Raw genomic sequence first — 23224 nt, 5'->3', positions numbered from 1 at the left:
TAGTTTCAGAAGAAATGGAGTGAAAGCATGTTTCCTATATTAAAAACCAACCGACTCATTTTACGAGAACTTACCGACGAAGATGCACCGAGTATACTACAATGCTTTTCTAATACTGATGTCCTGCGCCATTATGGCCAAAAACCATTGCAAAATTTGGATCAAGTAAAACAAATCCTTACTAATTTTAAATTGGGGTACAACGCAAGAAGCGGCATTAAATGGGGAATCGAATTAAAAGACAAGAAAGGGCTCATTGGAACAATTGGTTTTCATGATTGGTCTTCCGAACATAAACGAGCAAATATAAGTTATGCCTTTTTGCCTGAACACTGGGGAAATGGATATGCGACTGAAGCGGTTTCTGAAGTTATATCATACGGTTTCCACACACTTCATTTAAAACGTATCGGAGCAATTGTCTTTCTTGAAAATGAGGCTTCAAATAAAGTGCTATTAAAATTAGGGTTTGAAAAAGAAGGTGTTCTAAAAAATTATATGTATCAAGATGATATTCCATATGATACGAATTATTATTCTTTATTAAAATGAGTTTAATAGAAATTATACGTAAAAACTCGTTTCAGCATAATGAATCAAGATAGTGGATTTTTAACGAAAGATGGGAAACCGAGCGTTTTTCATTTCTTAGATCATCATACGACTGATGCGAAGTACAATAAATTATATAATCTAAACAAAGGGCATGAGCATATTCTTACTCATGTCCCTTTTTTACGTTCTTTTTCTGTTTTCGCAATGCTTTTGGAATGTATACACAGAAAGGTTCGCTTTCCATGTAATCTCCCGTCATTGCATATGCTTTAGAACGAGATCCTCCACAAACATATCGAAACCCACAAACTAAACTTTTTATAAGTTTTCAATATCATTACCTCTTTTCTAAAACCATAAAGAACGTACTATCCGGTAGCACAACCGCATTCCCAGACTCATCTTTAAAATCGATTTTCTCGCTAAGATGTTGTGTATATCCATCCTGTAAATAGTTCATAGCTTGAACGATGTTTACTTTATCTCCAAAGATACCCTTTACGAAATCCTTATAGTCGTTTGTCGTAAAGATTCCAAACTGCTCTTGCACCTCGTGAACGAAGGAATCCTCACCCCATGTATACGTATATAAGAACTCCATCGCATCGTTAACAGGCATTTTGACTGTATTGTCTGCAAGTACCTCATACTGGATTATACGCCCCTTAAATTCACGGACATACTGCTCTAAGAACTTCATTCCACCTGCATCTTTAAAATGAATCACACGCATTAACATTTTATCTTCAGTCATGATGCCATCACGAATGATAATACGACCTCCTGGCTTTATCACCTCGTAAGCACTCTGTAACCCTTTTTTAATTACTTCATGATTGAATTTCTTACCTTCATACTCAATATAAGAGAACAGCTCATGAAGGATAGAAGAATACACAATCGTATCAACCGATTCTTTATCAAACGAGCTACCTAAGTTGATAGCATCCCCTTTAATGACGTCCCAAGAACGACTTTCGTCCTGTTTCTTCTTTTTCAACGTATCAATCACATTTTCGGAAATATCGATACCGTAGATTCGTTTATCCTCGGTCTCTTCTTCAATCATGTCTAGCATAACACCACCACCGGATCCGACATCTACAATCGTATCTCCCTTTATATAATCAAGAATAATTCGTTTATCATCAGCCGAACTATTCATATGCTCCAAATACACTTCTTCGTTATGGAATCTATCATATGCATCCTTTCGTAACCCGAAGAAATCAAAGAGCAGTACATTTGCCCGAGCATGCATCATATCTATCTTTTCTGCCTCTACACAGAAGATGATTAACGCTTCACCTACAGCAGAAAACTGAAACGACACATACGCAGTCTTCATATCTTCATCGACTTTAACCTCAAAAGAAACATGTGTTGTATTCGGCTTCTCGTTCTCACGGTACTCCCGTAGATACTTCTCAATAACCCGCTTACGATACACGTTGTCCTTCTTCTCGCCTTTGAAATCATAGTGCAACTGCTGCATCAATTTCTCGAAATGGATATGCTGAACCTTTCTAGTGCCTATCTCGTTCTTTAACATAACAAAAACTGTCCAAATATCCTCGAAGCTAAGGGCATGCATAGACGGTTCTACATACCACAAATCCTTATCAGATAAAAATGTTTGAACGTCTCTCTTCTCGCTCCCCATAATTATATCTTTTTCAAATACTGACTCCTTATGTTTTGGCGTGAGTCTATGTACACGAGAAGTAAATGGCTCCACATAACCATCAAATAGCCCATCAATTGTAATCTTCACATCGTTCTTTACTTCGCTCCACAAAGATTTTGATACACCTTCAATAATACATTGATTAAGATAGTATAGAATCTCCTTTAACCTAACGTCTCCGTATTCTTCTTTATATGTGTCAATTAAATCAATATGAGAGTTCAAACGAGCCTCTCCGCGGATATACTGCCCGATTAATCCATGTGTTCTAATTAAATCTCGAACAAACAAATACTCAGTAGAGTTTAAGTTTGTCTCTATATGTTCGATAAACTGAATATCACTAAAGATATCAGCAGAACCCTCGTTATGTACCAATAGATTGATTCCGTTCTTCTTCCATTTCTCTCGCTGTTTTAAAGAGCCTACCTTTGCAAGCTCACTATACGTTAGTACTTTTTCAATAATGCGATACGCTTCTTCATCTAAAGACAATCCATCTAACACTTGCAGCGTACGGTGTACATAGTACAACACCGCATCTGTTTTTAATTCACCAAGTACTTGTACATTCTCATAGTTTTGATGTATCTCCTCTGCCTCGATTAGATACTTTAACCACGTAGGGAGAGTATTAGAAAACCCTTCAATGTATTTATTTAGAACCTCAATATTTTCCAACTTATTTACCCCCATATATAATCAATATCAGTAGTATGGTCTGGGACATCTTCTCTAAAAAGATTATCACCTTATGCCCCCTTTACCATCTATATCTCTTTCAAATACAAATGCATCAAACCCAGTCTTTTTATCATGTAAAAGAGAGTTATCAATTTCGTTTCTAACATGCCAAGTTTGTAACACATTCTTTTGTTCATCTCTTATTTTAACTTCATCAGGAATTTCGGCGGAATAAACAGCAGGACTCAGCGAAGCATTTCTTAAATTGATAAACATATGTTGTGATAGAATCAACCGAAAATAGAAACGGCAAGCGGGTGCACTCCACTTGCCATTTTTTCACAGATTAGTATGTATTTGAATTTCTTTTGCTTTCTCTTTTTCACCCTTCACTCGTACAATTAAATCATATGACCCGGATTTTGGCGCTTCAAAAGAAAGCAGACCTTCTTGTTGAGAAGTGACTTCTTCTTCATAAATAACCTTATCACCTTTTGTAACTTGCAATAAAATCGTACCTTCTTCAACGGCTGCTTCATAAGGAATTTCCACATTTCCTTTTTCAGCTTTAATCGTTTGCACATCGTAATACCCTTGCAACGAACCAATTTTCAAAGTCGTTTCGCCATTTTTTTGAACCTTTGTGACTTGTGTTGCTGTATTGCATGCGCTTAACAATACAACAAGAGTGAAAATCATAAATAAACGTAGTAATTTCATAGAAATTCTCCTTTTTTATGTATATGAATTAAAATTCTAACTCTAAATTTTGTACCATCTTATTTCCCACCTCTTAAAATAGCTGTTTTTATAATAAAATAAGTAATAGAAAATAATAAACAAGTACCAACTATGCCAAAAACTGCAATTGAAATTTTACCTGCTAATGTTTCATTTGGATCTAATGCATTAGGTAAAATTGTACCAAAAATTGCAATGCAGGCTAATACAACCATAAAATATTTAAATCTTTTTACTTTCTTATTCATACTAATTATCCCCTTTATTCCTTAACATTAACTTCTAAACCAAATCCCCATAAACCTACACCAGGACCTAATGGTACATGGAATTTGACTCTGCTTTTTCTAGCTTCAAAGGATCCCCCGAGATTCCCAAATTAATATCCCCAAGTATTATACATACCAATTAATTCATATAGAAAAAGCCCCGTTCAAATCAAACACTTAAGCTCCCTTATTTTTATAATACTCAAATAATTCCACACAAACATCTCTATCGATTCATCTTAATACCTCAATTACCTTTTAAGTATATCAATGACAAAATATATAATCTAATATTTTTTATATAATTAAAAACAAACATAGTTACAACAAGAGATTGTTTGTATGCTGATTTGTACTGTATTCCCTTATTCCATGTACTCTTTAAAAAAACCTTACTTTTTAAAAAGTAAGGTTTTTTGTATTTATTCATTAGCGATATAAGCATTCTTATAAGTATAAACGCCACCAAATTGATGCTTTTCAATTCCTTTTACATAATCCTTTTGTACATAAGCGGAACCAATATGATAAAGCGGTGCTACCGCAGCGTCCTCTAATATGACCTGCTCAGCTTCTCGCAACGCTTCCCATCTTTTCTTTTGATCTAGTATAAGATCATTTTTAGCTTTTTTTATTAGCTCATCGTAATGAGGATTAGAATAATTCATTTTATTATTTGGATTACTTGTCGTAAATAGCTCTAAATAACTAATTGGATCTTTATAATCTGGTCCCCAATTTACCATAGATATATCGTAATCACCTGTTTGTTCTAATTGTAATTTTTGCTTAAATGGCTGTTGTTTAATTTGTATCGTTAATCCATGCAAATTCTTCTCTAAGTCACCTTTTATATATTCCGCCATACGTTTTGCGTTATCTTGTTCAAACGTTAAAAACTCGAGTTTTATTTGTTCTACTCCAAGTTCTTTTTTCGCTTCTTCCCAAATCTTTTTCGCATTTTGCAAATCATATGGAGAAAGATCTCCGTTTTCTTTTCTAAAATCTTTACCAGTCTCTTCATTTACATGACCAACTGGTACAAGTCCACTTGCAGGTTTTGCCCCGTTATTAATAAAGTGAGCAACAAAATCTTCTTTATTTAACGCTAATGAGATAGACTGACGCACTTTCTTATTTGCTAACGCATTATTTTTTTCATTAAAACGGAGCATAGCAATTCCAGGATCGCTCGACATATGCAATTGCTTATTCCCTTTATACTTGTCTACAAATTGAGAATTAATTGGTACTCGATCCAAATCGCCAGCTTCATATAAATTTACTGCTGTCATTGTATCCTTCACAATTTGAAAGTTTATTTCTTCTAATTTCACTTTCTTTTTATCCCAATATGTATCATTTTTCTTTAATTGAAATTCTTGTTCATGCTTCCACTTCTCTAATACAAATGGACCGTTATATATGAGATTACTAGGTTCCAATGCATAATTCTTTCCTTGTTCTTTTAAAAATGATTCGTGCTGTGGTAAGTATATAGGTAACGCTAACAACTGTAAAAAATACGGAATTGGCTGTTCTAGTTCAACTTCTAACTTATAATCATTTATAACTTTAACCCCAAGTTCATCAAGTGGCATTGTTCCCTTATTTATTTCTTTCGCATTTTTTAAATAAAAGAGCATGTATGCATATTGAGATGCCGTTTCAGGGTTAACTGCACGTTTCCACGCAAACATAAAATCATTTGCTGTTACACTGTCTCCATTTGACCATTTTGCATCTTTACGCAAATCAAATGTATATTTTTTACCATTTTTACTTCTTTCAAACGATTTTGCTATAGCGGGAGTTGGATTATCTTGATCATCTATCACATACAATCCTTCAAATATGTTTTGCATAACGTGTGCTGATGTACCATCCATCGTTTTCGTAGTATCAAGGGAAGGAATTTCTTCTGATACTGTTACATTTAACACTTGTTTTTTAGCTTCTACATCACTTTTATTCGCTTTATTATTACAAGCTGTTAAAAATAAAGATGTAACAAGTGCCATTACCATTAAACGGCTCTTTTTTCGCTTCATGAATTGCTCTCCTTAAATATAAAATATTATAAAACGTTATATTTTGTTGCTTCCATTATAATAAACCATTATTCATTATTAGTCGTTAATTATTCTCATTTTATTTAGCGACGTATCAGCGATATTTTATGTCTATTTCGTATAGGTGTTAGCAAGTTCGTTTGCAAATTTGTTAGCACTTTTTATATTTCTTCTATTACATACAATTTCACAAACACATCATACTTAGCTGGTAACTGTAAAGAAATGAATGACTGGCATCTTCCCGTTATATTTCTGCTTATATATTTGTGTGAACTCTTCATACTTTTTTAACTTCTCTTCATTCACTTTCATTTTCTGTGACCGATCTACTTCGACTCCATGAAGTATCCCTTCTTCGTCACGAAATTTCACATCAGGAATATAAAAAAATATGGGGTAACATTGAAATCATCATTCCAGATGAAATAAAGAAAGAACACGAAAAAAGAATAAAAGAGAATGGAGATAGCTCATCCTCAAAAATAAAAATAAAAGCCGTAATTAACGGCTTTTATTTTTTGTCACCAAACTATTCTTTTGTTAAAAAAATTATTAATTCACTTTAATATATTCATACCACCACTTACCACCTGGTCGAGTATCCATCCACCAAGTGATTTTATCTAGTTCTGAATTAGGCAATACCTCAGTTTGGATATAAGCAAGACCTGTTAATGGATTAACAACAACTTTTCCCTTTGTTCCTCGTTCAACCATAGCTTGAATCGCTTCATTTAGATAGTTTGTCCCGAATTCACCAGACTTAACATATTGATATCCACCATTAGAACCGCCGTTTCCTCCACCATCCCCAACAGTTTGTCCCGTTAGAGCATATACGATAGAATTTGCGATTTTATCAACATTCCATTTAGCCATGTCGGATTCGTTATCGATGAATCCTAATTCGATAAGAATAGCTGGTGCTTTAGTTCCATTCAATACGGCTAAATCAGTACGTTGTTTCGCACCACGATCACGCCATCCAATATCTTTTGCTAGTTGAGCTGAGATTTTAGCCGCCAGCTCTTTCTGATCATAATACAGAACTTCCACACCCTGCCCATTCCCATCACTTGAATTAAGATGAAAAGAAACAACCAAATCCACATTATGGGAATTACTATTACGAACGATATTATTTAAATTTTGCGCTTGAGTGCTTCCTACTTCGTCTGTATCATCATAGACTGTGTGTCCTAAAGCTCTTAACTTAGCTGCCACCGCATCTTTCACCTGACGGTCCATAATATGCTCTTTTCGATTTCCGGAATTAGCCCCTTGTACAATACTGTTGTGCCCTCCGTGTAAACTATAACGTGTCATTATTCAACATCTCCTTTCTTATTATCATATTCAGAACTTGTCTTATTGCTCTTGCCACCTAAAATTTCAACTGCATTCGTTAGTGCTGAAGGTAGCGGAATTCCCATACGACCAGCGTTTTCTAAAAGTGAAAGCAACTCATTTCCGATAAAAAATTGTCGCTTCACGAATAGCACTATTACCTCCAAGTGCTGTACCTAATTGGGTTTCCACTCCACTCAAAAGAAAAAGCACCACCTTTTTGGCGATGCCTTTGAAGCCAACTTTACTTTTTAACCTGCACACAGGACGTTCAATGCTCCGTAAAAAGCACCTGTATCTACACTGTTTATTGTTCCCAGTGTAACCGTATTCCCGTAATCATTTGTACCTCCGAAAACAGTAATGATATCTGCGTCATCGGTCATGTTTGCATATCTTGTACACATTGGCCGGTCGTGTCCTTCCCACACTGCTATACGAAACCCCGAAATACCATAGTAATTATATTATTAGCATTACTAATCACTTTCCAATAAGGAATGTCTGCATAATTTAGTGATGTAATACTATCTCCTAATGCAGCCCATATTGCAGCAGAAATACCAATAGAAAGATGCGACATTCTTTTGAATATTTATTCGTTCAATAAAAAAAGCTACCCTATTCTATTTTCTAGAAAGGATAGCTTTCTCAACTGGTATATAAATACCTATCTTTGTAAACCTCGTTTATAACGACTTGCTTCAAATATAATACGCTCTTCATCTAACGTTTTACATTCACCATTCCAAACGACACGTTTACCATTAATAATTACATCGCTTATATCTTTTCCACTAGCTGCATACACAAGATGTGATAACACTTCATCTGCCGGTTGTAAATGTGGCTTATTAGATGGATCAATCGTAATAAAATCAGCACACTTACCAACCTCAAGTGATCCCGTTTGTTTCATACCAATTACTTCCGCAGCTCCTTTTGTCGCAAGAGAAAGAGCTGTTTCAACTGGTAATGCTGTTGCATCTTGATGAATACCTTTTTGTAATAAAGTCGCTATACGCATTTCTTCAAACATATCTAAATTGTTGTTAGACGCCACACTATCTGTTGCAATTCCTACTTTTATTCCTGCTTCTAGCATCGCTTTTACATTCGCTATACCAGAACCTAGTTTTAAATTACTATTTGGGTTATGAGCTACTCGAACATCATGTTCTGCTAAAAATGCACGCTCATTTTCATTTAATACTACACCGTGCGCAATAACTGTTGGGCGTTTAAACAATCCGCAACTTGCTGCATATTCTACTGGACGCTTCCCATACTGTGCTTCAATATCACGTACTTCACGCTCTGTTTCAGAAAGATGAATATGAACCATCGTTTGATTTTCTACTGCAATACGAGCACACTCTTCTAACAGTTCTGTGGAACATGTATATGGACTATGCGGTGCAACCATCGTAGTTAACATACCACTTTCGTTATAGTAACGCTTCACATATTTCTCAGCTTCTTCAATTGCTTTCTTTTCATCGTCTTTCGTTCCGAAGCTAAATAAAGTTCTTGAAACAGCAGCACGCATTCCACTCCTTGATACCGTTTCCATAATTGCATCTTGGTCTACTCCAATAGGATTAAACATATCAGAGAATGATGTTGTACCACTTTTCACCATTTCAAGTAATCCTAATTCCGTGCTAGCGACCGCAAGCTCTGGCGTAAACTGACTTTCAAGTGGCCAAATTCTCGTCTCAAGCCATGGCTGCAATAACATATCATCTCCGATACCTCTCAAAAGGCTCATAACAACATGTGTATGTGTATTGACAAGCCCTGGTAAAACCCACTTTCCTTTCATGTCAATTACTTCATCTACTTCAAAATCGTTAGCGAATTCTCCGCTATTTACATCTATAATTTGATCATTTTCTACAATGATATATCCATTTTCTATCACTTCATTTTGTTCATTCATCGTTGCAATTGTAGCGTTTACATAAGTTGTTTTCAAAAGTATTTCCCCTTTCAACTCTATGAAGTTCCCTTTAATTAGTTACCACCACTATAGTAACTTATTGAAGATTAAGAGTCAAAAGATAATTTTAATTCTTTCGTTGTCTTTTCCTTCAAAATGCTATATTGTTTTTCATTTGTATCTGCAAATGCTTCTTCACGGCTCGACTTCATGTCCATATAGTTTAATGTTTCATGAAATTGGGTCCTAGTAAAATCATACCTTTTCCCATCTACTTTATTGTAGAAATGCCATACTTCACCTATCTTCGTCTTTATTATCTCTCCCCCGCACAATTCTTGGACAATAAGGGCCGTTACACCACATTGTCCCTTTGCTGGGCTTTCGCTCGTCCACTTAGAACTCGTTTCTATTGACCAAGATTGTCTTAATGCTTCATATAGTTGTTTAATCTTTATGCTATCCATATTCAGCATCTCCTGACATTAGCAATTTCACACATCATATTATAAAAGCGGTAAAAGGCAATTTTTAAAAATCATTACTATTTGTAACACCGTTCAATATATTGAACGGTGTTACAAATGATTTAATTCACCTTTGCTCCATAACATCTCGCGACTGCAACCGCCTGCGCTATATCTAATTTCACGTTTTTTAAATCAAAAGCTTTAAAATCAACTCTATCAACTACAGCTCCTCTTAAATCCGCCCCACTAAGTTTCACCTTACCTAATTGTGCGCCCGTTAAATCCGCTTCACGCAAATCTGCTTTTTCTAAATTACATTCATATAGGTCAGCTTCAATTAAACGAATACCCTTTAACATTTGTTTACTCAAGTTCGCAAACCTTAAATTCGTATATGACCAATCGCCTGATATAATTGTTATTCCGTCTAAATTCGCCTCTTCGAAATCCGAACCAGTCATTTTACATTCTTCAAACTTAGATACAAATAAATTCGCACCAAAAAACCTACAATTAGCAAACGTAGTTCCTTGATGGATAGAAGCATTAAAAAGGGTACCAGTAAAATCACATTCTATGAAATTACAATTTTTAGTAAAAACTTCTGATGCATCTATCCCTCTAAAACGGCATTTTATGAAGGTACAATTTTTCAATTCCTCGTCTTTTATCCAGACATCTTGAAAATCTATTTCTACATATTCTTTATTTACAAATTCACTCATAATCAATCCTCCAATTTTTCAAAAAACCTCACTTCAGCATGAAGTGAGGTTTCTTCTTATACAATATGCTCATCTAACCATGAAATCAAATCTTGAAATACATCTTTTCTATTCACTTCATGGAACATTTCATGTCTACCATTTTCATATAAACGAAGTGTTACATCTTTCACACCACATTTTTTATAGTTTTCGTATACTTCTTTTACACCTTTCCCCATATCCCCAACAGGATCACGATCACCAGATAATATATGTATTGGAAGATTTTTTGGTGTCTTCTTGTATTCTTCTATTTTATTTACTTCTAGAACTCCATGAAACAATTCTCGGTAAAAACTAGTCGTGCAAATAAATCCACATAACGGATCCGCAATATATTTATCAACTTGATTAATATCTGAAGATAACCAATCAAATTTCGTACGATTTGGCTTAAAGTGCGAATTGAAGTTTCCGAAAGATAAGAAGTTCAGCATCGGACTTTTCGTTTTGGGCCCGCGTAGTTTCATCTCAATTGTCGCTACTTTATGACCGATACTTCCTAAAAGCCCTGGATTTCCACCAGTTCCTGAAATAAGGAATCCATCATATAATTCACCTTTAAATTGTACAGCACGTCTTGATAAAAAAGAACCCATACTATGTCCAAGTAAAAATAACGGGCATGTCTGCTCTTCTTTTATCATTTCCGAAACAAAGATAACATCAGACACAGCCTGATTCCAACCTACATTTGGTTCAAAATGACCATAGTCTTCTTCTCTTTTTACTGTTTTTCCATGCCCTTTATGATCATGAGCATAAACACCATATCCTGCTTCTAATAAGGCATCAATAAATTCTGTATAAACACCTGCATGTTCTGTCATACCATGTGCAATTTGAACAATTCCCCGCGGATTTCCTTCTGGTAACCATTTACGCAAGTAAATTTCCGATTTATCCAATGCCGTAACGAAATTTTCCTGTATGCTCATTCCGACAGCCTCCAAATCTATTATGTATATCTTTTTTTATAATGAATAAACATTCATTATTCTTATTATGTATTATATGCAATTGCTTTCATTATGACAAATGATCTATTTTTCCGATTACATATTAAACTATTATCTTGACGAATTTAAAATAAAATTATATAGTTACTTACATAAAGTAATTAATATATTTTTAGGAGGTTTTAATCATGATGCCCTCACTATTTTTAGCACATGGATCACCTATGCTTGCTATTCAAGATACAGACTATACACGCTTTTTAAAGACACTTGGAGAAACATATAAACCGAAAGCTATTGTTATTTTTACCGCTCACTGGGAAAGTGAAGTATTAACGATCTCCTCTTCAGATGAAGTATATGAAACAATTTATGACTTTGGAGGTTTTCCTCCTGAGCTATACGAAATCAAATATCATGCGAAAGGCTCTTCTAGCATTGCGTCTATGCTAGAAACAAAATTTAAAAACAAAGGCATTCCAGTCCATCATAATATGACGAGAGGTTTAGATCATGGTTCATGGACACTCCTGCATCGTATGTACCCAGAAGCCAATATTCCTGTCGTACAAATATCAGTAAATCCATTCCTTCCTGCAAAAGAACAATTTGAAATTGGAAAAGCACTAAAAGGACTTGGACAAGAAGATATTTTAGTAATCGGCAGCGGAGTTACTGTTCATAATTTACGAGCATTAAAATGGAATGAAACAACTCCGGAACAATGGGCGATTGAATTTGATGATTGGATTATAAATCATATGCATACTAGCGATAAAGATGCATTGTTTAACTGGGAAAGAAATGCTCCTCATGCACAATTAGCTGTACCAAGAGCGGAACATTTTGTTCCTCTATTTATCGCGATGGGTAGTGGTGAGAACGACGGTACGGTCATTCACCGTAGCTACGAGCTTGGTACATTAAGTTATCTTTGCCTTCAATTTTAATGAAAAAGGATGAAGCAATATTGCTTCATCCTTTTTCTGTTTTTCATTCACATAGTTAACTAACTTCCAAATGTCGTTTCTCTGATACCTCTTCGTTCTTACTATGAAAATAAACCCAAATGCACGCAATAAATAATAGTGATGATGTAGAGAAGAAAACATATTGGAAGCCTGCATGAGCTGCAATTTGTCCACCAAGTACTGGCCCAATCATATTTCCTAAAAACTGAAACGATTGATTATATCCAAATATTCGTCCCGTTACATGGGTTGGCGTATGTTGTTTTAGTAGAGTTTGTACGGAAGGTAATAGTCCTGCTTGTGCAATACCTAATAAAAAGCGAAGAATTAATAGTTGCCAAGCTGAGGTTACAAATGCTTGCGGAATAAAAATAATTCCTGCAGCAAACAACGCTACAACTAACGTTTTTTGAGGTCCAATATGATCTGATAATCTTCCTAGCTTAGGAGCTGCTAAAATTACTGCTAATCCTGTCGCAGACATGACTGCACCTGCAAGCATTTCAATATGATCTGTTCCTGGTCCTGCCAAATGCTTTACGTACAACGTAATAATAGGTTGAATCGACATATTTGCAAGCTGAATAATAAACGTTGCTACAAATAAACTTATTATTAAATGTTTTGCAGGGACCATCGTCCATACTTTCTTCGGCTGTGCCTTTTTTTCTTTAGCAGAATGTTTCTCCTCATGTAAGAAGAAAAAGACGATAAGAAAGGAAAGGAATAAGAAAGCTCCTGTAACTAGAAAAACATGGCGCATTCCAATTAACTCTGACAAATAACCTCCGAGTATCGGCCCAAGTAATGAACCGCTCACGCCTCCAGTTGAAATTGTAGAAATTGCCCAACCTGAATGTTCTTGCGGAGTTTCTGCAGCAATAAGTGTCATCGCTGTAGAAAGGAAACCTGATACCGATCCCATTAAAAACCGAAGTGGGACTAATTGATACACATCTGTCACAAACCCCATAAGCGTCATAATTATCGCCATACCAAGGCTAGCACGTATAAGCATCAATTTCCGTCCATGTATATCACCGAGCTTTCCCCATATCGGTGATACAATCGCACCCATTAAAAATGTTACACCAAATGCAAGTCCCGACCACTGTGCAATACTAGCAGTGCCGGTCACCCCTAATTCCTCAATATAAAAAGATAAAAAAGGAATTACTAAACTCATACCGGCTGCAGTGGTAAAACAACCTAGCCAACAAATCATTAAATTTCGTTTCCAGCTGGCCATTTTCACACCTTCTTTCATTAGATACCCATTCTACACCGTTTCCTGGAAAAAGTTTAGTAATTTGATTTATACGTAATATTAATTACAACTCCCGTTATTTTCAAAAAAATACAAATGTTTTTAACAAAAATCAACATCCTGATTCACAAATCCTCACTACATCGACGCACTATTTTCATAATAAAACCAACTCCACCGCAAATGGAGTTGGTTAATTATCCTCTATCGGTATTAAACGTGCATTGCAGCACCTCTCATAAAACTCAATCGGACCTGCTTGTCCTATAATTGCATACTCATATCCGCTTTTCTTCATGTTATATAAACAGTGATTCAATAACGTCTTCCCAACACCGTTCACACGATTATGTTTCGCTGTACCCATCGGGCCAAACAACCCTTTTTTTCCTCTCACAACATCGTAACAAGCGAAACCAATGATTGCTCCTTCCTGCTCAGCAATAAAAATAGGCAACTCCTCTTTATATGTCCGAAATCCATAATCTAAAGATTTTAACCAACGTTCACCAAATTCATCCTTAACAAAACGTGCCAACTTTTCAAAATCAGAAAAGACAGCTCTTCTAACATTAAAATTTAAATTATTATAAATAGGATTAAATCTTTTTAAATCAACGGTTAAGTCTCTTGACTCAGATGTAATACTTAGCAGCTCTTTTTGCACGTTTTTACTTATAACCTTTTCAATAACTGTATCAACTTGAAACAGTGCATATAAAACATGCCCTTCATTTATTAATACTTGCTGAAAACGGTCCATCCGTTTCTTTGCTACTTGTAAAACTTCTATCGTCTTATTTGAAACTTTAAACTCCCCAACATTTATGTATTCTATTTCATTTGCATAATATTGTTGAAGTAGCGATACCTTTGCTAAAAAATCCATACCCACCGTGTGAAATAAATACATATGTAACTCCGCGCAAACTCCATTACCTTCCTTACAAGCTCCTATAAATAGATGCATAGGATGAATAATACCTTTATTACACTCAACCTCTCGCGTTGCAATCTCCAATATTTTATGTGCACGTTTTGTAAATTGAAATTCCTCCATATACATCCCTCCCCCCTAATAACTTGATATCAAGCCGTAAATATATATAATTGAAACAATTATTCCAACTACTAATATCCCTGGAAGTAAATTTGCTACTTTAATTTTAATGAATCCAAGTAAGTTTAATCCAATTGCAAAAATCATAATACCACCAGTTGCTGTCATTTCCACTATAAATTGATTCATTAATTTCTCTGGTACAAAACTATTAATTTGTGTTGCAAAAACTGCAATACCTCCCTCATATAAAATCACTGGAATCGCTGAAAATACTACGCCAATTCCTAGAGTTGTCGTTAATATAATAGAAATGAATCCATCGATAATCGCCTTTGTAAATAAAATATCATGATTTCCGCGAATCCCACTGTCCAATGCACCAAGTATCCCCATCGCTCCGATTGCAAAAATAAGCGTGGCTGTTACAAAGCCTTCTGATATGCTCCCTTTCCCTTTCGATCCAACTTTATTTTCTAGCCAATCCCCTAACAGTTTTAACCTTTCTTCTAATTGTAGCCATTCTCCGATTACCGTACCAATAACTAAACTTAGTATGACAACAAGAAAATTTTTACTTTTTAATGCCATTTGAAGTCCAAGTACAGTAACCGCTAAACCAATTGCATGCATAATTGTTCCCTTCATACTTTCTGGAATCGCACTAAATAATTTACCAAGTAAAGTACCAAATATAATACAAATCCCATTTACAACTGCTCCTAATATAACCATTTCTCATTCTTCACCCTTCGAATTCTTTATTTCTATATTTTGGTTTATACATTGATTTACAGGTTACCTATATGTTAACGTAATATCGTGAATATTAACAAACGTTTTTCACTACATAACCCGCTATTTTTTTGTAACTATACAAAGACCGATTGCCTTTAGTAGATTCATTGTTAATCTAATTGCGGGATAAACTCAAAAGGGAAGGTATTTATGAAAACTTTACTAAAACGATTTCTGTTAATAGCCTTTTTCATTACACCAATTGTTTTATTAATCAACTACTCTTTTATTTCAAAAGCGAAAGACAAACCTGATATGCAAAACAAATCTAGTAAAACAGCTTCAAAAAGCGAAAAGAAAACCGAAGACCCTGAAATCACACTCACCTTCTCTGGTGATACAATGTTCGATTGGCAATTACGTCCCATAATCGAAAAAAATGGGGCTGATTATCCATTCCAACACGTAAAAGAAGAAATAACGAAAGCTGATATTTCTTTTGTTAATTTAGAGTCAGCATTTACAACGAGAGAAAAAAAAGTACCTGGGCAACAATTTTGGATTAAAAGTGATCCATCCACACTACAAGCCATTAAAAACACCGGATATGACATCGTGAACATTGGCAATAACCATACGCTTGATTATGGGCAAGATGGACTACTAGACACCATTTCTCACGTCGAAAAATTAAAACTACCTTACACTGGAGCCGGAAAAAATGCTGAAGATGCTTATACTGCTCGTGAACTAACTGTAAAAGGAAAAAAGTTTAAATTTCTTTCCTTTGTACGCTTTATGCCTAACTTTAATTGGGTAGCTGGTGACAATAAACCTGGCGTTGCAAACGGATATGATCTAGATCTTGTAACAAAAACAATTCAAGAGCAAAAGAAAGATGCTGATTTTGTAATCGTCTATATGCATTGGGGCGTCGAAAAATCTAATCGTCCAATAGAATACCAGAAACAATATGTCCCGAAAATGGTAGAGGCGGGTGCTGATGCAATCGTTGGAAGTCACCCGCATTGGTTACAAGGATTTGAGTATTACAATAAAGTTCCTATCGCATACTCGTTAGGAAACTTTTTATTCCCGAATTATGTAAATGGAAAGAGTGCCGAAACAGGCGTATTAACTTTAACCTTTAAAGGTAAGGATGTCCAAATGTCATTCAATCCTTACATCATTCGCAACAACCAAGTTTCTCCTGTAAATGAAGAAGAAAAGAAAAAAGCACTGCAATATTTACAAACGGTTTCAACTGATGTAGAAATTGATGACACTGGGAAAATAATAAACAAACGCAACTAAACAGCACGAGATTCATTTCTCTGTAACATACATTACGGGATAGGTGATGAATATGCTGAAAAACTTATTAGAAAATATAAGTCTGTTAGAAAACGTGTATAAAATATCTATAGCGATCCTGCTTTTATGTTCATTTTTTTCTGTTAGACTTCTAAGAAAAATAAAGCGAGAGAGAAAACTTACTCCCTTTGAATTTACAATGTATGTAATCATTCGTATTGCAATACTTTTTTGGTTAACTAGCTTTATCCTTCTTGAATATGGAGCGTATTTCGTTTAACTTTCAAAGAATAAAAAAGATAGAACAAGCAGGATTCCCCTCCGCTTGTATCTACCTTTTTTATTTCAAGTAGAATTGTATGTTAACTCTTTTCTTTTATTAAATAAGTAAATCAAACAGCACAGGATTTTTATTAAGCTCCACGAATTGAATGTTATTTTCTTGAAAACGAGTAATTAAAGCTTCATAGTCTTCCTTATGCTTTAATTCTACCCCCACTAAAGCTGGACCATTTTCTTTATTATGTTTCTTAATATACTCAAAGCGAGTAATATCATCTTCCGGTCCTAATCCTTTATCAAGAAACTCTCGTAGTGCTCCTGAACGTTGCGGAAATTCAATGATGAAATAGTGCTTTAATCCTTCATGAATAAGGGATCGTTCTTTCATTTCTTGCATTCTATCAATATCATTATTTCCACCACTTAACGTGCATACAACTGTTTTTCCCTTTATTTCATCTCTGTATAGATCAAGTGCCGCGATAGAAAGCGCACCAGCTGGCTCTGCTACAATTGCATTTTTCTTATACAGTTCTAAAATCGTCGTACAAACCTTTCCCTCTGGTACTAAAACTATGTCATCAATTACATCTTTACATGTTTCAAAAGTTAACTTTCCTACCTTCTTAACAGCTGCTCCATCAACAAAACTATCAATCTTTTCTAATGCAACATTCTCATTTTGAAGAAAAGCTTCTTTCATAGATGCAGCTCCCATCGGTTCTACACCGATTACCTTTGTAGTAGGACTAACCCCCTTTACATATGTACCAATACCAGATGCTAATCCACCACCGCCAATTGCTGTAAATATATAATCAACTGGTTTCTCCATATCATGCATAATTTCAACAGCGACTGTTCCTTGACCAGCAACGACATACGGATCATCAAACGGATGTACAAATTTCATCCTATTGTCTACACAATAGCGCTGCGCCTCTTGGAAAGAACTATCAAATGTATCACCGACTAATACAATGTCTGCGAAATCACCACCGAAAAATTCAACTTGTGATACTTTTTGCTTAGGTGTCGTTGTCGGCATGAAAATTTTTGACGGAATCTTCAATAAATTACACGTATAAGCAACTCCTTGTGCATGATTACCAGCACTTGCACAAACAACACCATTTTGTAACTTTTCTTTCGGTAAACTTTGAATTAAATTATACGCACCACGAATTTTGAAAGAACGAATAACTTGTAAATCTTCTCGCTTAACATATACGTCACATTCATATTTCTCAGATAAAACTGAATCTCGTTGTAACGGTGTTTTAATAACGATATCTTTCATGCAATTATGAGCCATTAAGATATCTTCAATTTTCACTCTCTCCTTTACATTTTGCACCATTTTATATCATCCTTATCTCTTTTTATATTGGCTCAATCAAAATTCGGGATTTTCAGAACTGCACCTGTATTCGCCGATGTTACCATTTGTGCATAACGTCCAAGCCACCCAGTTTTCACTTTTGGTTCTGGTCGTTTCCATCCTTTTTTACGCTTCTCTAATTCCTCATCACTAACTCTCACTTCTAACAAGCGTTCCTCAACATCAATACATACAATATCTCCTTGTTCAAGAAGTGCAATCGTTCCGCCAGCAGCTGCTTCTGGTGAAATATGCCCTACTGAAATACCACGTGAAGCACCAGAGAAGCGACCATCAGTTAAAAGTGCAACATCTGCTCCTAATCCCATACCAGCAATTGCTGATGTTGGTGCTAACATTTCCGGCATACCTGGCCCGCCTCTTGGCCCTTCATAACGAATAACAACTACATCTCCTTTCTTAACTTTTCCAAGCATAATACCGGCAAGCGCCTCATCTTGTGAATTAAAAATAACACAAGGTCCTTCAAATCGCTTTACTTCTGTTGCTCCGCTTTTAATAACCGCTCCGTCTTTCGCAAGGTTTCCTTTTAATATACGTAATCCTCCTTCTTCACTATGAGGATTTTCTAGAGAATGAATAACTTCCTTATCTTGAATCTCTGCATGAGCAATGTTTTCTCTTAATGTTTGCCCAGTAGCAGTTATACGATCAAGGTGAAGTACCCCTTCTTTTCGGCTCATCTCTTTCAAAATTGCACTAATCCCGCCTGCGCGATCGATATCTTCCATATGCCAATTAGAAGCTGGACTTACTTTACATAAATGCGGTACACGCCTTGAAACTGCATCAATGCGGTTCATATCGTAATCTAACCCCGCCTCTTGTGCGAGTGCTAACGTGTGTAATACTGTATTCGTTGATCCACCCATCGCCATATCAAGTGCAAACGCATCATCAATTGCTTCTTCTGTTACAATGTCGCGTGGTTTAATATCTCTTTCAATTAAAATTTTTAATTTTTCTGCTGCTTGTTTAATTAACTCCTCACGTCTTGGATCAATCGCTAAAATACTCCCGTTACCAGGAAGAGCTAAACCTAACACTTCACATAAACAGTTCATAGAGTTCGCTGTAAACATACCGGAACAAGAACCACAAGATGGACAGCCATGATCTTCAATATCCTTTAATTCTTCTTCTGAAATTTTCCCAGATTGATAGGCTCCTACCCCTTCAAAAACAGAACTTAAATCGACAACTTCCCCTTTAGATGTTTTCCCCGCTGCCATCGGACCACCTGAAACGAAAACAGTTGGAATGTTTATTCGAAGTGCAGCCATCATCATACCTGGTGTAATTTTGTCACAGTTTGGAATACAAATCATTCCGTCAAACCAGTGTGCATTTACAACTGTTTCTACTGAATCTGCAATGATTTCACGACTCGGAAGCGAATAACGCATACCGATATGACCCATCGCAATACCGTCATCTACTCCAATTGTATTAAATTCAAATGGAACCATGCCTGCTGCACGTACTGCTTCTTTAACAAGTTTCCCAAACTCATTTAAGTGCTTATGACCTGGAATAATTTCAATAAAAGAATTACAAATTGCTATGAATGGTTTATCAAAATCTTCATCTTTTAAACCAGTTGCTTTTAATAAACTACGATGCGGAGCTTTATCAAAACCTTTTTTAATCATGTCACTTCTCATCTTGTCAAATCCCCTCTTACATATTTTTCACTTATACTCTCTTAATCTATTTCTTTACTAATTCTTTCGGTGCATGAATCCAGCTCATCATTTCACGAAGCTCTGCTCCTACTTTTTCTAGCTGATGATTTTGTTCTGCTTTTTTCATCGCATTATACGTTGGACGCCCTGCTTGATTTTCTAAAATCCATTTCTTCGCAAATTCACCTTGCTGAATTTCTGCAAGAACACGTTTCATTTCCTTCTTCGTTTCATCTGTAACAATTCTTGATCCTGTTACATAATCTCCAAACTCTGCCGTATCTGAAATAGAATGACGCATGTTCGTTAAACCACCTTCGTACATTAAATCAACAATTAACTTTAATTCATGCAAACATTCAAAGTATGCAATTTCAGGACGATATCCACCTTCCGTTAACGTTTCGAACCCAGCTTTCACAAGTGCTGTTACTCCTCCGCAAAGCACTGCTTGCTCACCGAATAAGTCTGTCTCTGTTTCTTCTTGGAATGTCGTTTCAATTACCCCTGCACGTGTACAACCTACACCTTTTGCATACGCTAATGCTACATGTAGTGCTGTTCCCGTTGCATCTTGATGCACTGCGACTAATGCTGGGACACCATTTCCTTCTTGGAATACACGGCGAACGAGATGACCTGGACTTTTCGGCGCGACCATCGCTACATCTACGTAACTTGGCGGATTAATTTGCCCGAAGTGAATATTAAAACCATGTGAGAAAAGTAACATTTGTCCTTCACGAAGATTCTCTTCTACTTCTGTTTTATATACATACGCTTGTTGTTCATCCGGCAATAACATTTGTACAACTTGTGCGATTCGAACCGCTTCTGAAACAGACATTACTTCAAATCCATCAGCTTTTGCTACTTCATATGACTTACCAGGGCGAACACCAACTACAACTTCCACACCAGAATCACGTAAATTTTTTGCTTGGGCATGACCTTGAGATCCATATCCGACTACCGCAACTGTTTTCCCTTTTAATAGCTCTAAATTTGCATCTTTCTCATAATAAGTTTTCATATTCCATACACTCCTTATAATTTATTTACTTGCAATACATTGATTAATTTTTTCAACTGACTGACAAGTAACGTTGCTTCATTTTCAGTACAAACTGCTGTTAGTTTCATTTCAGAAACACCACTTGTATCTCTTTCGTTTAAATTTAAAGATGAAATATAATAACCACGCCGAGCAAAAATTCCACTTATACGTAATAAGACGCTCGGATCATTATGAATAACTAATGAAAAAGTATGACTCATTCTTCCCACCTCTTCATAATCATTTCGTTATTCCCTTTGTTTGGCGGAACCATTGGAAAGACGTTCTCACCTTCTTCTACACAAAAGTCAACTACGACAGGACCTTCATGAGAAAATGCTTCTAACATTACCTTTTTTGCCTCAAACGAATTTGTTGCTCTTAGCCCTTTTACACCGTAAGCTTCTGCTACTTTCACAAAATCTGGTGACCCAATTCTCGATTCCGACAAACGGTTTTCATAAAACATTTCTTGCCATTGCCTTACCATTCCTAAAAATTTGTTGTTTATGATGAATACTTTGACAGGAATATTATTTTCAGCAATTGTTTGCAGCTCTTGAATGTTCATTTGGAAAGAAGCATCACCAGCAATACAGATGACAAGTTCTTCTTCTTTTGCAAGCTGAGCACCAATTGCTGCTGGAAAACCAAATCCCATCGTCCCTAATCCCCCTGATGTTAGAAAAGTCCGTGGTTTTCTCGCTTTATAAAAGTGAGCAGCCCACATTTGATGCTGTCCTACCTCTGTCGTGACAATCGCATCACCATTCGTTAATTCACTTACTAAGTTGATAACATGCTGTGGTTTTAACTCAAATTCTTTTTGCTTATATGAAAGTGGATATTCTTCTTGCCATTTCTTCACTTTCTGAAGCCATTCATCTGTTTGTGTATAAATAGACATATGTAACAGCATATATAGCGCCTTTTTTACATCACCAACAATCGGATGCTCTACAGTTACATTTTTATGGAACTCAGAAGGATCAATATCAATATGTACTTTTTTCGAATGCGGAGAAAAAAGTTCTAATTTTCCTGTTACACGATCATCGAAACGAACACCTAACGCCAGTAATAAGTCACATTCTGTTACTGCCATATTTGCAGCGTACGTTCCATGCATACCGAGCATTCCTAAAAACAACGGATCTCCCGGCGGATATGCACCCAGTCCCATTAAAGTTGAAACGACTGGAATACGATTCTCCCTCGCAAACTTGATGAGTTCTTCAGATCCACCTGAATGAATGACGCCTCCCCCGATATAAAGGAGTGGGCGTTTTGCTTTTGAAATTGATTTTGCTACCTCTCTCAGTTTCAAACTGTCTGGCAAAGGTTCTGGTTTATATCCTGGAATCTCCACTTCTTCATTAAAGAAACTTGTTACATTTGCATTTTGAACATCTTTTGGAATATCGATTAATACCGGTCCTGGCCGCCCGCTTTCGGCGATGTAAAAAGCTTCTTGCACAGTTCGTGATAAATGATTTACATCACGAACTTGGTAATTATGCTTCGTAACAGGTACTGTAATTCCGACAACATCCGCTTCTTGAAATCCGTCTTTACCAATTAAAGGCGTTGCAACTTGCCCTGTAATGACAACTAAAGGAATCGAATCCATATAAGCATCTGCTAAACCCGTAACTAAATTCGTCGCCCCTGGGCCAGAGGTAGCAAAGACTACCCCAACCTTTCCAGAAGCTCTCGCATATCCTTCCGCTGCATGAATTGCAGCTTGTTCATGACGAGTTAACACGTGCTTTAAACCACTTTCGTATAACGCATCGTATATTGGTAAAATCGCTCCGCCCGGATAACCGAAAACGGTCGTTACACCTAATTTCTTCAAACATTGAATAACGTGTCCAGCACCTGTAGTTTCTTCACTCTGCAGTTCATCACATGCTGTATACTGTTCCTCCATTTCAATTAACTCCTCTCCC

General features: G+C 36.0%; 22 protein-coding genes and 4 pseudogenes. 4 read left to right on the top strand and 22 right to left on the bottom strand.

The genetic code is table 11. The features are described from left to right. Positions 1-27: 27 nt before the first annotated feature. Positions 28-552, top strand: coding sequence for a GNAT family N-acetyltransferase (locus NSS97_RS09580; RefSeq protein ID WP_044440479.1), 525 nt, complete (start codon positions 28-30; stop codon positions 550-552). A 166-nt stretch (positions 553-718) separates the two neighbouring features. Here the strand turns inward: NSS97_RS09580 and NSS97_RS09575 are convergent. The 14 genes and pseudogenes from NSS97_RS09575 to NSS97_RS09510 all read right to left on the bottom strand — a co-directional run. Next, positions 719-865, bottom strand: a pseudogene (locus NSS97_RS09575) (radical SAM/SPASM domain-containing protein); the annotation flags it as partial. 27 nt (positions 866-892) lie between these two features. Next, positions 893-2938 (bottom strand): class I SAM-dependent methyltransferase, encoded by a 2046-nt coding sequence (locus tag NSS97_RS09570; protein WP_107887686.1) that lies wholly within the window; start codon positions 2936-2938, stop codon positions 893-895. 327 nt (positions 2939-3265) lie between these two features. After that, positions 3266-3646, bottom strand: coding sequence for a BA_1872 family lipoprotein (locus tag NSS97_RS09565; RefSeq protein ID WP_002189199.1), 381 nt, complete (start codon positions 3644-3646; stop codon positions 3266-3268). A gap of 59 nt (positions 3647-3705) precedes the next feature. After that, positions 3706-3915, bottom strand: a complete 210-nt coding sequence (locus NSS97_RS09560) for a hypothetical protein (protein ID WP_002189198.1) — start codon at positions 3913-3915, stop codon at positions 3706-3708. A 443-nt stretch (positions 3916-4358) separates the two neighbouring features. Then, positions 4359-5987 (bottom strand): ABC transporter substrate-binding protein, encoded by a 1629-nt coding sequence (locus NSS97_RS09550; protein WP_107887687.1) that lies wholly within the window; start codon positions 5985-5987, stop codon positions 4359-4361. A 182-nt stretch (positions 5988-6169) separates the two neighbouring features. Then, positions 6170-6392, bottom strand: a pseudogene (locus tag NSS97_RS09545) (replication-relaxation family protein); the annotation flags it as partial. 171 nt (positions 6393-6563) lie between these two features. After that, positions 6564-6728 (bottom strand): N-acetylmuramoyl-L-alanine amidase C-terminal domain-containing protein, encoded by a 165-nt coding sequence (locus NSS97_RS30445; RefSeq protein ID WP_369811979.1) that lies wholly within the window; start codon positions 6726-6728, stop codon positions 6564-6566. Between the two features lie 99 nt (positions 6729-6827). After that, positions 6828-7337: pseudogene (locus NSS97_RS09540) on the bottom strand (N-acetylmuramoyl-L-alanine amidase); the annotation flags it as partial. Next, a pseudogene (locus tag NSS97_RS09535) lies at positions 7337-7613 on the bottom strand (phage holin family protein); the annotation flags it as partial. The pseudogenes NSS97_RS09535 and NSS97_RS09540, both read right to left, overlap by 1 nt. Further along, positions 7610-7765 carry a hypothetical protein gene (locus tag NSS97_RS09530; protein WP_002189195.1) on the bottom strand — a complete coding sequence of 52 codons (156 nt, stop codon included), beginning with the start codon at positions 7763-7765 and terminating at the stop codon, positions 7610-7612. The pseudogene NSS97_RS09535 and the gene NSS97_RS09530, both read right to left, overlap by 4 nt. A gap of 263 nt (positions 7766-8028) precedes the next feature. Continuing rightward, on the bottom strand, positions 8029-9354 hold the full coding sequence (locus tag NSS97_RS09525) for a bifunctional S-methyl-5'-thioadenosine deaminase/S-adenosylhomocysteine deaminase (protein ID WP_012260737.1): 1326 nt from the start codon (positions 9352-9354) through the stop codon (positions 8029-8031). Positions 9355-9407: 53 nt separating this feature from the next. After that, a complete protein-coding gene (locus NSS97_RS09520) occupies positions 9408-9767 on the bottom strand; it encodes a YunG family protein (protein ID WP_044440475.1) in 360 nt (119 codons plus the stop codon). Positions 9768-9889: 122 nt separating this feature from the next. Next, positions 9890-10495, bottom strand: coding sequence for a pentapeptide repeat-containing protein (locus tag NSS97_RS09515; RefSeq protein WP_002031189.1), 606 nt, complete (start codon positions 10493-10495; stop codon positions 9890-9892). A 56-nt stretch (positions 10496-10551) separates the two neighbouring features. Beyond that, positions 10552-11475: an alpha/beta hydrolase gene (locus NSS97_RS09510; RefSeq protein ID WP_341112326.1), complete on the bottom strand. Its 924-nt coding sequence runs from the start codon at positions 11473-11475 to the stop codon at positions 10552-10554. A gap of 209 nt (positions 11476-11684) precedes the next feature. Here NSS97_RS09510 and NSS97_RS09505 point away from each other — a divergent pair, with 209 nt between their 5' ends. Further along, a complete protein-coding gene (locus tag NSS97_RS09505; RefSeq protein WP_107887689.1) occupies positions 11685-12446 on the top strand; it encodes a class III extradiol ring-cleavage dioxygenase in 762 nt (253 codons plus the stop codon). A gap of 55 nt (positions 12447-12501) precedes the next feature. Here NSS97_RS09505 and NSS97_RS09500 read toward each other — a convergent pair whose 3' ends face one another. The 3 genes from NSS97_RS09500 to NSS97_RS09490 form a co-directional block, all read right to left on the bottom strand. Continuing rightward, positions 12502-13716, bottom strand: coding sequence for a multidrug efflux MFS transporter (locus NSS97_RS09500; protein WP_341112322.1), 1215 nt, complete (start codon positions 13714-13716; stop codon positions 12502-12504). 211 nt (positions 13717-13927) lie between these two features. Continuing rightward, positions 13928-14794, bottom strand: a complete 867-nt coding sequence (locus tag NSS97_RS09495; protein ID WP_044440472.1) for a GNAT family N-acetyltransferase — start codon at positions 14792-14794, stop codon at positions 13928-13930. Positions 14795-14809: 15 nt separating this feature from the next. Further along, the gene (locus NSS97_RS09490; RefSeq protein ID WP_341112318.1) at positions 14810-15529 is read right to left on the bottom strand and encodes a DUF554 domain-containing protein; all 720 of its coding nucleotides are present in this window, start codon (positions 15527-15529) and stop codon (positions 14810-14812) included. A 213-nt stretch (positions 15530-15742) separates the two neighbouring features. Between NSS97_RS09490 and NSS97_RS09485 the strand changes: the two genes are divergently transcribed. Next, positions 15743-16846: a CapA family protein gene (locus NSS97_RS09485; RefSeq protein WP_107887690.1), complete on the top strand. Its 1104-nt coding sequence runs from the start codon at positions 15743-15745 to the stop codon at positions 16844-16846. Positions 16847-16898: 52 nt separating this feature from the next. Further along, positions 16899-17126 carry a hypothetical protein gene (locus NSS97_RS09480; protein ID WP_012260734.1) on the top strand — a complete coding sequence of 76 codons (228 nt, stop codon included), beginning with the start codon at positions 16899-16901 and terminating at the stop codon, positions 17124-17126. Between the two features lie 99 nt (positions 17127-17225). On the opposite strand, the gene ilvA is transcribed toward NSS97_RS09480, so the two are convergent. The 5 genes from ilvA to ilvB are packed head-to-tail and all read right to left on the bottom strand — an operon-like array spanning position 17226 to position 23205. Then, on the bottom strand, positions 17226-18488 hold the full coding sequence (gene ilvA, locus NSS97_RS09475; protein ID WP_341112315.1) for a threonine ammonia-lyase IlvA: 1263 nt from the start codon (positions 18486-18488) through the stop codon (positions 17226-17228). 32 nt (positions 18489-18520) lie between these two features. Continuing rightward, positions 18521-20194: a dihydroxy-acid dehydratase gene (ilvD, locus tag NSS97_RS09470; RefSeq protein ID WP_002012150.1), complete on the bottom strand. Its 1674-nt coding sequence runs from the start codon at positions 20192-20194 to the stop codon at positions 18521-18523. A 46-nt stretch (positions 20195-20240) separates the two neighbouring features. Continuing rightward, positions 20241-21248 carry a ketol-acid reductoisomerase gene (ilvC, locus tag NSS97_RS09465; RefSeq protein ID WP_107887691.1) on the bottom strand — a complete coding sequence of 336 codons (1008 nt, stop codon included), beginning with the start codon at positions 21246-21248 and terminating at the stop codon, positions 20241-20243. 14 nt (positions 21249-21262) lie between these two features. After that, the gene (locus NSS97_RS09460) at positions 21263-21493 is read right to left on the bottom strand and encodes an ACT domain-containing protein (protein ID WP_044440462.1); all 231 of its coding nucleotides are present in this window, start codon (positions 21491-21493) and stop codon (positions 21263-21265) included. Beyond that, positions 21490-23205 (bottom strand): acetolactate synthase large subunit, encoded by a 1716-nt coding sequence (gene ilvB, locus NSS97_RS09455; protein WP_107887692.1) that lies wholly within the window; start codon positions 23203-23205, stop codon positions 21490-21492. Before ilvB ends, NSS97_RS09460 begins: the two co-directional genes overlap by 4 nt. Positions 23206-23224: the final 19 nt, after the last annotated feature.

It is taken from the genome of Bacillus sp. FSL R12-0074 (genome assembly GCF_038005725.1).
GTDB classification, from domain to species: Bacteria; Bacillota; Bacilli; order Bacillales; family Bacillaceae_G; genus Bacillus_A; species Bacillus_A mycoides.
The sequence above is the reverse complement of the archived record's forward strand: the minus strand, read 5'-3'. Positions and strand labels throughout refer to the sequence as shown.

Bases quoted from the DNA above. Each gene is read 5' to 3' on its own strand.
- NSS97_RS09560 (WP_002189198.1), bottom strand. From the start codon at position 3,915: ATGAATAAGAAAGTAAAAAGATTTAAATATTTTATGGTTGTATTAGCC.
- NSS97_RS09530 (WP_002189195.1), bottom strand. From the start codon at position 7,765: ATGTGTACAAGATATGCAAACATGACCGATGACGCAGATATCATTACT.
- NSS97_RS09485 (WP_107887690.1), top strand. From the start codon at position 15,743: ATGAAAACTTTACTAAAACGATTTCTGTTAATAGCCTTTTTCATTACA.
- NSS97_RS09565 (WP_002189199.1), bottom strand. From the start codon at position 3,646: ATGAAATTACTACGTTTATTTATGATTTTCACTCTTGTTGTATTGTTA.
- NSS97_RS09490 (WP_341112318.1), bottom strand. From the start codon at position 15,529: ATGGTTATATTAGGAGCAGTTGTAAATGGGATTTGTATTATATTTGGT.
- ilvD (WP_002012150.1), bottom strand. From the start codon at position 20,194: ATGAGAAGTGACATGATTAAAAAAGGTTTTGATAAAGCTCCGCATCGT.
- NSS97_RS09460 (WP_044440462.1), bottom strand. From the start codon at position 21,493: ATGAGTCATACTTTTTCATTAGTTATTCATAATGATCCGAGCGTCTTA.
- NSS97_RS09570 (WP_107887686.1), bottom strand. From the start codon at position 2,938: ATGGGGGTAAATAAGTTGGAAAATATTGAGGTTCTAAATAAATACATT.
- ilvA (WP_341112315.1), bottom strand. From the start codon at position 18,488: ATGGTGCAAAATGTAAAGGAGAGAGTGAAAATTGAAGATATCTTAATG.
- NSS97_RS09580 (WP_044440479.1), top strand. From the start codon at position 28: ATGTTTCCTATATTAAAAACCAACCGACTCATTTTACGAGAACTTACC.
- NSS97_RS09480 (WP_012260734.1), top strand. From the start codon at position 16,899: ATGCTGAAAAACTTATTAGAAAATATAAGTCTGTTAGAAAACGTGTAT.
- ilvC (WP_107887691.1), bottom strand. From the start codon at position 21,248: ATGAAAACTTATTATGAGAAAGATGCAAATTTAGAGCTATTAAAAGGG.
- NSS97_RS30445 (WP_369811979.1), bottom strand. From the start codon at position 6,728: ATGGTTGAACGAGGAACAAAGGGAAAAGTTGTTGTTAATCCATTAACA.
- NSS97_RS09495 (WP_044440472.1), bottom strand. From the start codon at position 14,794: ATGGAGGAATTTCAATTTACAAAACGTGCACATAAAATATTGGAGATT.
- NSS97_RS09510 (WP_341112326.1), bottom strand. From the start codon at position 11,475: ATGAGCATACAGGAAAATTTCGTTACGGCATTGGATAAATCGGAAATT.
- NSS97_RS09505 (WP_107887689.1), top strand. From the start codon at position 11,685: ATGATGCCCTCACTATTTTTAGCACATGGATCACCTATGCTTGCTATT.
- ilvB (WP_107887692.1), bottom strand. From the start codon at position 23,205: ATGGAGGAACAGTATACAGCATGTGATGAACTGCAGAGTGAAGAAACT.
- NSS97_RS09500 (WP_341112322.1), bottom strand. From the start codon at position 13,716: ATGGCCAGCTGGAAACGAAATTTAATGATTTGTTGGCTAGGTTGTTTT.
- NSS97_RS09550 (WP_107887687.1), bottom strand. From the start codon at position 5,987: ATGAAGCGAAAAAAGAGCCGTTTAATGGTAATGGCACTTGTTACATCT.
- NSS97_RS09520 (WP_044440475.1), bottom strand. From the start codon at position 9,767: ATGGATAGCATAAAGATTAAACAACTATATGAAGCATTAAGACAATCT.
- NSS97_RS09515 (WP_002031189.1), bottom strand. From the start codon at position 10,495: ATGAGTGAATTTGTAAATAAAGAATATGTAGAAATAGATTTTCAAGAT.